Below are 13,613 nucleotides of genomic sequence, written 5' to 3'. Positions count from 1 at the left end.
CCGGCCGCGCCCGGTCAGACGTCGCCGAGCGCCGTCACGACCTGGCGCTCGAGGACCTCCGGGAGCTGGGCCGCGGCACCGGGGACGTCGAACCCGAGGTCCTGCGCCTGCTGGAGCAGCGCCGCCGCACGCCCGGGGTCGGGGAGCGTGCCGTCGCCCGTGAGCGTCATGATGCCCGCCGTGAACAGCGCCCGGCCGTTGCCCCTCTCGCCCGCCTGGACGTACAGCGCGAGCGCGCGCTCCGGGTCGCGGGGTCGGCCGTCGCCCGTGGCGTGCTGGGCGGCGACGTTGTAGAGCGCTCGCGGGTGACCTGCCGCGGCCGCCCGCTCGAGGAGGTCGCGCGACCTCGCCGGGTCCGCCGCCACGCCCTGGCCCGTCGCCGTGAGCACCGAGAGCTCGAAGAGCGCGTCGGGGTTGCCCCGCTCTGCTGCCACCTCGTGGTCGCGGACCGATGCCGCGGCGTCCTTCGCATAGCCGTAGCCGTTGTACCGCATCCAGCCACGCAGCACGTGGGCCGCGCCGTCGGGGTCGTCGGCGACGAGGCGGTCGACCCGCGCCGCGACGTCGTCCGCCGGGTAGAGCTCGCGGAAGTACCTCTCGCGCGCCCACGCGAGCGCGGCCTCGCGCGCGACGTCGGGACGCCCGGTGCTCGAGCCGACCTCGTCGGCCCTCTGGTAGGCCAGGAGCATGAGCTGGGCCGCCTGCGGCGGCAGGAGCCCGATCAGGTGCTCGTTGCGGACGAAGGCGTCGCGCAGGCCCTGGGCCGCGGCCAGCAGCCGCGCGGCGTCCGGCGCCGGGTCCCGGACGGCCGCCGCCGCCACCTCGAACGCCGTCCCCCCGCTCGGTCGCTGCGCGCCCTGCGACGACGCGGCGTCGGACCCCCGTCCCGCCGGGGCGGGCTGTGCGGGCGCCGCGGGCTGCGCGGGCTGCGCGGGCTGGACGGGTGCCGCGGGCTGTGCGGGCTGGACGGGCGCTGCCTGCTGGACGGGCGCCGCAGGGTGACCCGGGGTGGCCCCCTGGTCGCGGTCACGCGCGGCCGCTTCCCAGACCAGCTCGCCGGCGGGGTTCCGGAGCGTGCTCGTCCGACCGTTCGACCACACGGCGCGGAAGCCCTCCGGCAGCGAGAGGTAGCGCACGAGGTGGGGCGCCCTCCGGTACAGCTCGTGCGCGGGCACGGGCAGGAGTCCGCCGCGCGGCTGCTCCGCGATGGGCTTGACGACCCAGCCCGAGGCCCCGTCGCCCCGGGGGGACGTGCGCTCGACGTACATCTCCGGGGCGTCGTACACGCCGTCGTAGACGAGCACGGTCTCCGTGAACCGGGTCGGCTGCCAGCCGGTCCGGCAGAAGCTCTCGAGCTCGCGCTGCTGTCGGTGGACGTCGAGCATCGGGTCGACGTCCCACGTGAGCGTCGTGATGCCGTCCTTCGTGAGGTCGGTGGCCGCGACCCGCAGGTCGTCGCCGTCCGGCGAGAGCGCGGCCCACCACAGCCCGTACCAGGTGCCGCGGCCCGCGGCCACGTTCACGGGATCGGTGGACGCGTACCAGTCGAGCAGGCCCTTCGCCCACGGCAGCAGGGCGGGCGTGGTGCGGATCCACACTCGACGCCCCTGGCGGGAGCGCGTGTCGGCGGTGACCGTCTCCGGCACCCGCGTCGGCGCGCCGTCGGCCCACCAGCGCACCGCGTCGGCCGCGGGCGGTGGCCACTCGGTGCGCGCGTTGGCGATCGAGTCGAACGCGTGGACGTGCTCGCCGTCGAACATCGCGACGTACCAGTGACCGGGACCGTGCGCGCGGTCGACGCCGACGACCGCGAAGGCACCCTTGCCCCGGCCGCGCAGGCGCTCGGCGATCTCGTCGGGAGTCGTCTGCTCGAACGCGCCACCCATGAGGTCGGCGAGCTCGGCCTCGCTCGGACCCGTCGGCGTCGCCGTCCGGGTCTCGCCGCCGTTCAGGAACCCGACCATCGAGGCCACCGCGGACGCCGCGTGGTTGATGGGCCGCTCGGCGAGCGTCGCGTCGTTGCGGTGGCCGGCGGCGAACGCCTGCACCATCTGGCTCTGCGAGAAGCACGACTCGCGCACGTACGCCGCGCCGTCGAACCCGACGACCGCTTGCGCACCACCGCGACCCGGCGTCCACACGTGGAAGCCGCCCGGGACGACCTTGCTGTGCCGCGTGGCGGTCGCGACGTCGGTGCCGAGGAGCGTCGCCGCGCGCTCCACGAGGTGGGGGAACCCTTCGGTCCAGTGCTGGGACTGCGTGGTCTGCGGGTTCGCGTCGGTCACGCGGACGAGGTTACGGTCTGTCGGCGCCGTCCCGCGCCGACGCCCATGGGGAGTGCTCCCCATGCCACCGCCGCGCGCCCGGCACAGCGGCCGTCGCCGTGGAACGAGAACCCGCGCACCCGTGCGGTGAGCGTGCGCTCACACGGCGGGGCGGCGCGTACCCGCACGTCAGCGGGGCGCAGCACGGCGCAGCACCGCCTCCGCGTGGCGCAGCACCGGCCCGTCGACCATCCGGCCCTCGTGCGTGAAGACCGCGTCCGGTCCGGCGGGGTTCGCCGCGGCGGCGTCGAGCAGCGCCTGGGCAGCGGCGACCTGGTCCGGGGTCGGCGCGTGCGCGACGCGGATGACCGGGACGTGGCTCGGGTGGATGCACGCCGTCGCGGCGAAGCCGCTCGCCGCGGCGTCCTCGGCCTCCGCGCGCAGACCGTCCAGGTCCGCGATGTCGACGTGCACGGCGTCGATGGCCGCCTTCCCCGCCGCACCTGCCGCGAGGAGCACGGTCGCGCGGGCGTGCCGCGCGACGTCGCGGTACGAGCCGTTCGCGCGACGGCTCGACGTCCCCCCGAGCGAGGCGACGAGGTCCTCCGCGCCCCACATGAGCGCGACGACCTCGTCCCGGCGCGCGAGCTCGGGCGCCGCGAGGACCCCTGCCGCGGTCTCGCACAGCGCGACCACCCGCACGCCAGGGAGCGTGCTCGCGAGGGCGGGCAGCGACGCGACGAGCTCCGGTCCGGCCTTCGCGACCATGACCGTGCGCAGCCGCGTGTCCGCGAGCGCCGCGACGTCGAGCGCGTGCTCGCGCGTGCCCACGGCGTTGACCCGTACGACCGTGCGCTCCGGGTCGAGGGTCGCGGACGCCTCGACGACGGACCGGCGCGCGGCGTCCTTCGCGGCGGGGGCCACGGCGTCCTCCAGGTCGAGGATCACCGCGTCGGCGCGGTCCGCGGCCTTCGCGAACCGGTCGGGCCGGTCCGCGGGGCAGAACAGCAGCGCCGGTCCGAGCTGGAACGGCTCCCGCACGTCCGGCGGGAGCGTCTCCGCCCCCTGCCCGACGCCGTCGCTCACCACGCGCCCGCCTCGTCGCCGGAGGTGAGGCGCGGCCCGGCGGGCCCCGGCGGAGCGGCCGGCCCCGCGCCGTCGGGCACGGTGATGACCTCGTGGGCCGCGCGCGTCCAGAACAACGCCGTGCGGACTGCCCGGGCGACGAGCTCTCCGCGCTGGTTCAGACCCCGGTGCTCGAGCGTGACGACCCCCTGCCCGGGCCGGGACGCGGAGAGCCGCTTCTCGACGACCTCGGTCTCGGCGTAGAGCGTGTCGCCGTGGAACAGCGGCTTCGGGAACTCGACCTCGCGGAACCCGAGGTTCGCGACGATCGTGCCCTGCGTGACCTGCCCGACGGACAGACCGACGAGCGTCGAGAGCGTCATCATCGAGTTCATGAGGCGCTGCCCGAACGGCTGCGTCGCGGCCCACGCGGCGTCGAGGTGGAGCGCCTGGTGGTTCATCGTGAGCGTGGAGAACAGGACGTCGTCGGCCTCGGTCAGAGTGCGGCCGGGACGGTGGCGGTACACCACGCCCGGCTCGAGCTCGTCGTAGTACAGGCCCCGCTGGACCACCTCGCGCATGCTGCTCCTCCCGCTCCTCCGGCCCGGCGACGTCCGCCGAGAACGACCCCGCTCGCCGTCGATCACGACCTGAAGGTCGTGAAACCGTCGATGACGTCCTTCAGGTCGTGTTCGGCGGCGGACCGTGGTCAGCCCTCCAGGCCCAGGCTCCTCGCGATGACCATGAGCTGCACCTCGGTCGTGCCCTCGCCGACCTCGAGCACCTTCGCGTCACGGTAGTGCCGCGCGACCGGGTTCTCGTTGAGGAAGCCGTAGCCGCCGAAGATCTGCGACGCGTCGCGCGCGTTCGCCATCGCGGCCTCGCCGCCGACGAGCTTCGCGACCGACGCCTCGGCCTTGAACGGCTTGCCGTGCACGAGCTTCTGCGCGGCGTCGAGCCAGGCCAGCCGCGCGGTGTGGACGCGGGCCTGCATGCGCGCGAGCGTGAACGCGACGTGCTGGTTCTCCCCGATCGACCGCCCGAACACCACGCGCTCCGTCGCGTACCGCAGCGCCTCCTCGAGGCAGCCCTGCGCGGCGCCGGTCGCGAGCGCGGCGAACGCGATGCGACCCTCGTCGAGCGCACGCAGGAAGTTCGCGTACCCGCGTCCGCGCTCGCCGAGCAGGTTCTCCGCCGGGACCCGCACGTCGGTGAGTGTGAGCGGGTGCGTGTCGGAGGTGTGCCAGCCGACCTTGTCGTACGCCGGCCCCACCTCGAACCCCGGCGTCCCCGCGGGGACGATGATGCTCGACAGCTCCTTGCGCACGTCGCCGCCCGGACCGCGCGTCTCCCCCGTGACGGCCGTGATCGTCACGAGGCTCGTGATCGGCGTGCCGGAGTTGGTGATGAACTGCTTGGAGCCGTCGACCACCCACTCGTCGCCGTCGAGCCGCGCGGTCGTGCGCGTCCCGCCGGCGTCCGAGCCGGCCTGCGCCTCGGTCAGGCCGAAGGCCGCGAGCGCCCTGCCCGCGAGCAGGTCCGGCAACCAGCGCTCCTGCTGCTCGCGCGTCCCGTGCCGGTAGATCGGCACGATGCCGAGCCCGACCCCCGCCTCCAGCGTCACCGCGATCGACTGGTCGGCGCGCGCGAGCGCCTCCACCGCGAGGCAGAGCGACACGTAGTCCTTGCCCTGACCGCCGACGTCGCGCGGGAACGGCAGCCCGAACAGCCCGAGCTCGCCCATCTGCGCGATGATCTCCATCGGCAGCCGACGCTCGGTGTCGTACCGGTACGCGGCCGGCGCGACGACGCCGTCGGCGAAGTCCCGCACGACCTGGTAGAGCTTCGCCTGCTCGTCGGTGAGCAGGGTGTCGACCTCGATCATGGTGCTCCCTGGGTGTCGGAGGATGTCGCCGACGCGGCGGGGTGTGCCGCGACGGCGTCGGTCCGGGTGGTGGTCGTGCTGGAGGCCGGGTCGTCCGGGTCACTCCCGGCGCGTCCGTCCGCGGCGGGTGCCGGTGCCGGTTCGACGACCGCGACCACCTGGTCGCGGCGCACGAGGTCGCCGGGGCGCACGGCGACGCGCGCGACGCCGTCGTGCGGCGCGAGCACGGGGTGCTCCATCTTCATCGCCTCGACCGTGACGAGGACCGCGCCCGCGCTGACCGGCTCGCCGTCGGGCGCGGTCGCCACGACCGTCCCGGGCATCGCGGCGCGCACCTCCGGGTCCGTCGCGGTGGCGACGCCCCCGCGTGCCCGACGGCGCTCGGCCCGGTTCCGCGCGGCACGCTCCGTCCGGTCGGGGGCTGCGAACGCGACGACCCGGCCGTCGCGGTGGAGCCACACGACCGCGGGATCGCCGTCGGCGGCGGGCTGCCACGCGAGCCGCACCCGCTCCCGGGTGCCGTCGACGGTGAGCCACCACGCGTCGTCGTGCCGCAGATCCGGTGCGAGCGACGCCCGGACGTCGCGGGCCCGCGCACCGTCGTCGGAGGACCCGTCGGTCTCCCGCAGCTGCACGACGGCGTCGCGCACCACGCCCCGGACCCGCACCTCGTGCTCGAGCCGACCGGCAGGGTCGCTCACGTCGCGCAGCACGACGACGCGCGCCGCGGGCCGCGCGTTGAGCCGCCACCCGTCGCGGGCCGCCCACGGGCCACCCTCGGCCTCGCCGAGAACGGGCTCGTCCACCACACCGGGTCCAGAACGGTGGCCAACCCCGTGCTCGGCAGCCCGGACGACGAACATCGCCGCCGCGACGAGGTCGACCGGTGACGTGACGGACGAGGTGAGGGGGTCGGGGGTGTGCGCGCCGTCGCCAGCGGAAGGTGCCCCGAGCTCGGAGGCGAGGTGCGGGGGAGGGGGCGCGCCGTCGTGGTCGGGTCTGGCGGGAGCGCCCGAGGGACGAGGGCGCGGATGGTAGACGGCGCGTCCCCTCCCCCGTTCCTCGCCGGACTGGACCAACCGGTCGATCAGGCCGGTGTCGAGCCGCCCCGCCCGGACGTCCTCGTCGGCGAGCAACGACCGCAGGAACCCGACGTTCGTCTCGACACCGAGCACGACGGTCCGCGCCAGCAACCCGTCGAGCCGTTCGATCGCCTCGTCGCGCGTCGGTGCCCACGCGACCGCCTTCGCCAGCATCGGGTCGTAGTCTCCGCCGACGACGGCCCCGCGCTCCACCCCGGAGTCGAGGCGCAGCGGCGACTCGTCGGGCCCGGCGTCGACCCCGCCGTCGTCGTACGCGAGGACCGTCCCCGTCGCGGGCAGGAAGCCGCGCGCCGGTGACTCGGCGTAGACGCGCGCCTCCACCGCGTGGCCGCGGAGCACGACGTCGTCCTGCGCGAGCGGCAACGGCTCCCCCGCCGCGACGCGCAGCTGGAGCTCGACGAGGTCGAGCCCCGTGACCATCTCGGTGACCGGGTGCTCGACCTGGAGTCGCGTGTTCATCTCGATGAAGAAGAACTCGTCGGGCGACGCGGCAGGGACGAGGAACTCGACGGTCCCGGCGCCGACGTAGCCGACGGACCGCGCGACCTCGCACGCGGCCTCACCCATCCGCGCGCGCTCGGCGGCGGACAGCAACGGCGACGGCGCCTCCTCGACGACCTTCTGGTGGCGCCGCTGGAGCGAGCACTCGCGCTCGCCGAGGTGGATCACGTTCCCGTGCGTGTCCGCGAGCACCTGGACCTCGACGTGGCGGGGCGCCTCGACGAGCCGCTCGAGCAGCAGCGTGTCGTCGCCGAACGACGACGTCGCGACCCGCCGCGCGGACGCGAGCGCACCGGGCAGGTCGGCGGCGGACCGCACGACGACCATCCCCTTGCCCCCGCCACCGGCGGACGGCTTGACGAGCAAGGGGAACCCGACGCCGGGTGCGGCGGCGAGCAGCGCGTCGTCGGGCATCCCCGGCTCGCCCGCCCCCGGGACCACGGGCACGCCGCGCGCCGCGACGACGCTCTTCGCCGCGAGCTTGTCGGCCATGGTCTCGAGGGCGTCGACGCCCGGGCCGACGAACGCGATCCCGGCTCGCCCGCACGCGGTCGCCAGGGCGGGGTTCTCCGACAGGAAGCCGTACCCGGGGTGGATCGCGTCGGCGCCGGTCGCGACGGCGGCGGCGAGGACGGCCTCGACGTCGAGGTACGAGCGCGCCGCAGGGGCGGGGCCGAGGCGCACCGCGACGTCGGCCTCGCGCACGTGGCGCGCCCCGGCGTCGGCGTCGGAGAACACCGCGACCGACCGGACCCCGAGTCGGCGCAGGGTCCCGATCACGCGGCACGCGATCTCGCCGCGGTTGGCGACGAGCACGGTGCCGAACGGCCGCGTCGCCGGGGGCGGGGCCGGGCGCGAGGCCAGTGAGGGGCGGTGGACGGTCACGGGCCTCACATCCGGAAGAGCCCGAACCGGGCGGTGGTCCGGTCGGCCGTGCCGAGGGGCGCGAGGGGCGTGCGGGAGCACACGCCCAGCGCGAGACCGAGCACGCGGCGCGTGTCGGCGGGGTCGATGACGCCGTCGTCCCACAGCCGGGCCGTGGCGTAGTACGGGCTGCCGTGCTCGTCGTAGTCCGCGCGGATGCCGGCCGCGAAGGCGGCCTCCTCGGCGGGGTCCCACGTCTCGCCGCGCGCGGCGAGCTGGTCGCGCTTGACCGTCGAGAGGACGGACGCGGCCTGCGGACCGCCCATGACGGAGATGCGGCTCGCGGGCCACGACCACAGGAAGCGCGGCGAGTACGCGCGCCCGCACATCGAGTAGTTCCCGGCGCCGAACGACCCGCCGACGATCACCGTGAGCTTCGGGACGCGCGTCGTCGCGACGGCCGTGACCATCTTCGCGCCGTCCTTCGCGATGCCGCCCGCCTCGGCGTCCGTGCCGACCATGAACCCGGAGATGTTCTGCAGGAACAGCAGCGGGATGCCGCGCTGGTCGCACAGCTCGACGAAGTGCGCCCCCTTGAGCGCCGACGCGCCGAACAGCACGCCGCGGTTCGCGAGGATCCCCACGGGGTGGCCGTGGATCCGCGCGAACCCGGTGACGAGCGTGTCGCCGTACTCGCGCTTGAACTCGTGGAACCGGCTGCCGTCGACGATCCGCGCGACGATCTCGCGCGGGTCGTACGGGGCTTGTACATCGGTCGGGACGGCGCTGTACAGGCTCTCGCCGAACGCTCTTGTCTCGCCCGGCGCCAGGTCCTCGTCCCGCCCTGCGGCGGGCGTCCCCGTGGCGGACGCCCCGACGGCGGGCGGCTCGGACGGCTCGACGTCCCACGCGGGCGCAGGGTCGGGCGGCAACGTCGCGACGATGCGGCGCACCGTGTCGAGCGCGTCGTCGTCGTCCTCGGCCAGGTGGTCGACGACACCGCTGCGCCGGGCGTGCAGCTCGCCGCCGCCCAGCTCCTCGGCCGTGACGACCTCACCGATCGCGGCCTTCACGAGCGGCGGGCCACCGAGGAAGATCGTGCCCTGGTCGCGCACGATGACGGACTCGTCGCTCATCGCCGGCACGTAGGCGCCGCCCGCGGTGCACGACCCCAGCACGGCGGAGATCTGCGCGATCCCCGCGGCGGACAGCTGGGCCTGGTTGAAGAAGATGCGGCCGAAGTGGTCGCGGTCGGGGAACACCTCGGCCTGTCGCGGCAGGAACGCGCCACCCGAGTCGACGAGGTAGACGCACGGCAGCCGGTTCTCCAGCGCGATCTCCTGCGCGCGCAGGTGCTTCTTCACCGTGAGCGGGTGGTACGTCCCGCCCTTCACCGTGGCGTCGTTGCACACGACCATGACCTGACGGCCGCTCACGACGCCGATCCCGGCGACGACGCCCGCGGCCGGCCACGCGCCGTCGTCCACGCCGTGACCCGCGAGCGGCGCGATCTCGAGGAACGGGCTGCCCTCGTCGAGCAGGCGGTCGACGCGGTCGCGCGGCAGCAGCTTGCCGCGCGACACGTGGCGGTCGCGTGCCGAGGCCGGTCCACCCAGCGCGGCGGCGGCGGTGCGCTCGCGCAGGTCGGCCACGAGGGCCCGCTGCGCGGCGTCGTCGGCCCGGGCGGTCTCCGACCCCGGGTCGACGGCGGTCGTCAGGACGGTCACGCGGACGTCCCCTCTCCCGGCCGGACCCCGGGTCGAGCGGCAGGACCGGTCGACTCTGCCGCGGAGCCCCGGGTTCGGCCGTCGGTCAGCCCGCCGCCGTGGAGCAGCGCGAGCCCCGGGTCCTCGAGGAGCGCGCCGAGGTCGGCGAGGAACCGGGCACCCTGCTCGCCGTCCACGACACGATGGTCGAACGAGAGGCTGAGGGTGACCACGTCGCGCAGGGCGACCTCGCCGTCGTGCTCCCACGGCCGCCGTCGGACCGCGCCGAGACCGAGGATCGCCGCCTCGCCCGGCACGAGGATCGGCGTCCCGGCGTCGACGCCGAACACCCCGACGTTCGTGATGGTGATCGTTCCTCCGGCGAGGCGCTCGGGTGGCGTGCGGCCGGCGCGCGCCGTCGCGACGAGCTCCGCGAGCGCGTCGGCGAGCGTCGGGAGGTCGAGCGCGTCGGCGTGCGGGACGTGCGGGACCACGAGCCCACGCTCCGACGCCACGGCGATCCCCAGGTGCACGTCGCGGTGCCGCCAGATCTCGGCCGAGCCGTCGGGCAGGTCGTGCCAGGCGCTGTTGAGCGCGGGGTGCCGCGGCAGCGTGACGCACAGGGCGCGCGCAACGAGCGCGAGCACCGTGATCCGGCTGTCCCGTGCGAGCCGGTGCGTGCGCAGCCGGTCGAGCAGCTCGAGGCTGCGCGTGACGTCGACCGTGAGGAAGACCGTCGCGTGCGGGGCGGTGAACGCGCTCGACACCATCGCCGCGGCCGTGTGCTTGCGCACGCCACGCACGGCGACGCGCTCGACGGCGGTCGCAGGACCCGGGGACGTCGACGCGGCCGCCGAGATCGGCACGTCGACGTCAGATCGGTCGCCGGACGCGAGATCGGTCGTCCGGAGGACCGGTCTCGGGCCGACGTGCCGATCTCGGTGCCCTCCCCTTCCGGGCGCCGCGGCGTGGTCCGGTGTGACGTCACGGTGGCAGCTCACCGCCGCGAGCACGTCGGCGCGCGTGATGAGACCGCCCGGCCCGGTGCCCTCGACGCGCTCGACGTGCACGCCGAGCTTCTTGGCGAGCGCGCGCACCGGCGGCGTCGACCGCGGCCGTTCGACGGCGCCGTCAGCCGTCCTGCTATCGGGCAGCGGTGTGCCGCCGAACCCTGGGTTGTGCGGCACGTGCGGGCCTGACTGCCGCGTAACGCCGGGTTCGGCAGCAGCCTCGGCGGCACGGCGACGACGGCGCGCCGGGCGGCCCGTGCTGTCCGGGCGGGCGCCGTAGCCCACGAGGTTCGGCTCGACGACGTCGCGGACGTCCGGGCGCTCGCCCTCCTCCGCGGCGTCGGACCCCGGCTCCTGCGGCACGGAGGCCTCCGGCTGCCGCACGACCCCGGGTTCGGCAGCCGGAGGTGACTCCGCGCCCGGCGTCGCGGGGTCGCCCGGCGTCGCGGGGTCGCCCGATGTCGCCGGGTCGTCGACCTCGAACGTGACGATGGGGTCGCCGACGTTCACCGTCTGGCCCTCGACGGCGTGCAGCGTCGCGACGACGCCCGCGTAGGGCGAGGGCAGGTCGACGAGCGCCTTGGCCGTCTCGACCTCGGCGATCACCTGGTTGAGCTCGACGTGGTCGCCGGCGTGGACGTGCCAGATCACGATGTCGGACTCGGTGAGCCCTTCCCCGAGGTCGGGGAGGCGGAACTCGCGCGTCGTCATCACCGGGACACCCCCTCCCCCGCGAGGACGGGCACCGTCGCCCGCCCGGCGGTGGCACCGGTCGCGGCACCCGCCGCAGCGCCACCGCTCGGCACCCGGCCGAGCACCCGGTCGACCCCGTCGAGGATGCGGTCGAGGTCCGGCAGGTAGTGGCCCTCGAGCCGCGCCGGGGGATACGGCATCCCGTGCCCCGTGACGCGCACGGGCGCGGCCTCGAGGTACTCGAAGCAGCGGTCGGTCATGGTCGCGACGACCTCGGCACCGAGCCCGGCGTGTCGCGGCGCCTCGTGGGCGACGACGAGGTGGCCGGTCCGGCGCACGGACGCGGCGACCGTGTCGTGGTCCATCGGGGACAGCGACCGCAGGTCGATCACCTCGAGGGACACGCCGTCGTCGGAGGCGGCGACGGCGGCGTCGAGCGCCGTCCCGACGAGCCCGCCCCACGTGACGAGCGTGACGTCGCGGCCCTCGCGCAGCACGTGCGCACGGTCCATCGGTGGTGCGAGCGCGAGGGGGATCTCCTCGACCTCGCCCTTGAGGTGGTAGCGCCGCTTGGGCTCGAAGAAGATCACGGGGTCGTCGCACGCGACCGCCTGCCGCAGGACCGTGAACGCGTCCTGCGGGCTCGCGACCGAGACGACGCGCAGGCCCGCGACGTGCGCGAACATCGCCTCGGGCGACTCCGAGTGGTGCTCGGCCGCGCCGATGCCGCCGCCCACGGGGATGCGGATCGTGATCGGCAGCCGGACCCGGCCACCGGTGCGCGCGTGCATCTTCGCGAGCTGGGACACGATCTGGTCGAACGCGACGAACACGAAGCCGTCGAACTGGATCTCGCACACGGGGCGGTACCCGCGCATCGCCAGCCCCACGGCCGTGCCGATGATCCCCGACTCCGCGAGCGGCGTGTCGAGCACGCGCCGCGGGCCGAACTCGGCCTGCAGGCCGTCGGTCACGCGGTAGACGCCGCCGAGCCGGCCCACGTCCTCGCCCATGACGACGACGCGGTCGTCGTCGGTCATGGCCCGGTGCAGCCCGGCGCCGAGCGCCTTCGCGAGCGTCAGGGTGGTGGTCATCGCCGTGCTCCTTCCGGCATCCCGGTGCCCGACGACGCGGCGTCGCCCTCGTCCGGAGGCCCGCCTGCCGCGTCGCTCGCCGCGTCGTCGAACGACGCGAGGTAGCGCGCGTGCTCGGCGCGCTCGCGCGCGAGGGGTGCGTGCGGCTCGGCGTACACGTGGTCGAAGAGCGACGACGGCGGCGGGTCCTCGAGCGCGACGCACCCGGCGCGCAGCTCGGCGGCGGCGGTGTCGGCGGCACGTCGGACGCGCTCGTCCTCGGCGTCGGTCAGCACGCCGACGCCGCGCAGGTACGCCGCGTAGCGCGCGACCGGGTCTCGTCCCGCCCACAGCTCGAGCTCGGCCGCGTCCCGGTAGCGCTTCGGGTCGTCGGCGGTGGTGTGCGGGCCCATGCGGTAGGTGACGGCCTCGACCAGGGTGGGGCCGCCGCCGTGCCGGGCCCGGTCGAGCGCCGCACGGGTCACCGCGAGGACGGCGAGGACGTCGTTGCCGTCGACGCGCACGCCCGGCATGCCGAAGCCCCGCGCGCGCTCGACGAGCGGCACGCGCGACTGGAGCGCGACCGGCTCGGAGATGGCCCACTGGTTGTTCTGGCAGAGGAACACGACGGGCGAGCGGTACGTCGCCGAGAAGACGAAGGCCTCGTTGACGTCGCCCTGGCTCATCGCGCCGTCGCCGAAGTACGCGACGCCCACGGGCAGGCCGTCCGCAGGGTCGACGCGACCGGCGTCGACGTCGAGCTGCACGCCCATCGCCCAGCCCGTCGCGTGCAGGGCCTGCGCACCGATGATCACCTGCGGCGACGCCATGCCGATCGCGTACGGGTCCCAGCCGCAGACCGTGACGCCCCGCCACACGCGGACGAGGTCGACGGGCGACGCGCCGCGCACCGACGCGACGGCGTGCTCGCGGTAGGACGAGAAGACGAAGTCGTCACGGCGCAGCGCGCGGGCCGACCCGACCTGCGCCGCCTCCTGGCCGAGCAGCGGTGGCCACAGGGCCAGCTCGCCCTGGCGCTGGAGCGCCGTCGCCTCCGCGTCGAGGCGGCGCGCGACGACCATGTCCTCGTAGAGCCGCAGGAGCGTGCCCCGTGCCACGGCCCGTGCGGCGTCGTCCCCGGACGCGAGGTCGAGGTCGGTGAGCCACCGGTCGTGCTCCGCGTCCGGACGACGCGTCCCGTCCTCGGCGAGGAGGCGCACCGTGCGGCTCTCCGCGCTGCCCGGTACGGCCGGGGTCGTCGTCTCGTCGTCCTGCTCTGCTCGTGCGTCGCGCGGGGTCTCCGCCCGGTGACCGTCGTGCTCCTTCGGCAGGGTCTCCACCGTCGAGCCGGTCCGCACCGCAGGTTCGCTGGCCACCATGCCACCTCGCCTTCGAGTACTGCTGGGAGCCGGACCTCACCGTCGAGGACCGGGATAGGGCGAACGTAAC

9 protein-coding genes are annotated in these 13,613 nt (G+C 75.4%); all 9 read right to left on the bottom strand.

The window, feature by feature from the left end:
- Positions 1–14 precede the first annotated feature (14 nt).
- Entirely contained in the window at positions 15–2,285 is a 2,271-nt protein-coding gene (locus tag NFS20_RS12155) for a tetratricopeptide repeat protein (protein ID WP_251152049.1), read from the bottom strand.
- A 168-nt stretch (positions 2,286–2,453) separates the two neighbouring features.
- A complete protein-coding gene (locus NFS20_RS12150) occupies positions 2,454–3,350 on the bottom strand; it encodes an HpcH/HpaI aldolase/citrate lyase family protein (protein WP_502800812.1) in 897 nt (298 codons plus the stop codon).
- Complete coding sequence (locus tag NFS20_RS12145) at positions 3,347–3,910, bottom strand: MaoC family dehydratase (RefSeq protein WP_251152048.1); 564 nt, start codon at positions 3,908–3,910, stop codon at positions 3,347–3,349. Before NFS20_RS12145 ends, NFS20_RS12150 begins: the two co-directional genes overlap by 4 nt.
- Positions 3,911–4,038: 128 nt before the next feature.
- Positions 4,039–5,214 (bottom strand): acyl-CoA dehydrogenase family protein, encoded by a 1,176-nt coding sequence (locus NFS20_RS12140; RefSeq protein ID WP_251152047.1) that lies wholly within the window; start codon positions 5,212–5,214, stop codon positions 4,039–4,041.
- Positions 5,211–7,703, bottom strand: a complete 2,493-nt coding sequence (locus NFS20_RS12135) for an ATP-binding protein (RefSeq protein WP_251152046.1) — start codon at positions 7,701–7,703, stop codon at positions 5,211–5,213. Before NFS20_RS12135 ends, NFS20_RS12140 begins: the two co-directional genes overlap by 4 nt.
- Positions 7,704–7,708: 5 nt before the next feature.
- Entirely contained in the window at positions 7,709–9,409 is a 1,701-nt protein-coding gene (locus NFS20_RS12130; protein ID WP_251152045.1) for a carboxyl transferase domain-containing protein, read from the bottom strand.
- Positions 9,406–11,109 (bottom strand): dihydrolipoamide acetyltransferase family protein, encoded by a 1,704-nt coding sequence (locus tag NFS20_RS12125; RefSeq protein WP_251152044.1) that lies wholly within the window; start codon positions 11,107–11,109, stop codon positions 9,406–9,408. The genes NFS20_RS12130 and NFS20_RS12125 overlap by 4 nt, the downstream gene beginning before the upstream one ends.
- The gene (locus NFS20_RS12120) at positions 11,109–12,185 is read right to left on the bottom strand and encodes an alpha-ketoacid dehydrogenase subunit beta (RefSeq protein ID WP_251152043.1); all 1,077 of its coding nucleotides are present in this window, start codon (positions 12,183–12,185) and stop codon (positions 11,109–11,111) included. Before NFS20_RS12120 ends, NFS20_RS12125 begins: the two co-directional genes overlap by 1 nt.
- On the bottom strand, positions 12,182–13,543 hold the full coding sequence (locus tag NFS20_RS12115; RefSeq protein ID WP_502800811.1) for a thiamine pyrophosphate-dependent dehydrogenase E1 component subunit alpha: 1,362 nt from the start codon (positions 13,541–13,543) through the stop codon (positions 12,182–12,184). The genes NFS20_RS12120 and NFS20_RS12115 overlap by 4 nt, the downstream gene beginning before the upstream one ends.
- Between the last annotated feature and the right edge of the window lie 70 nt (positions 13,544–13,613).

The sequence above is a fragment of the Cellulosimicrobium sp. Marseille-Q4280 genome, from assembly GCF_943181405.1.
Taxonomy (GTDB): domain Bacteria; phylum Actinomycetota; class Actinomycetes; order Actinomycetales; family Cellulomonadaceae; genus Cellulosimicrobium.
The sequence above is the reverse complement of the archived record's forward strand: the minus strand, read 5'-3'. Positions and strand labels throughout refer to the sequence as shown.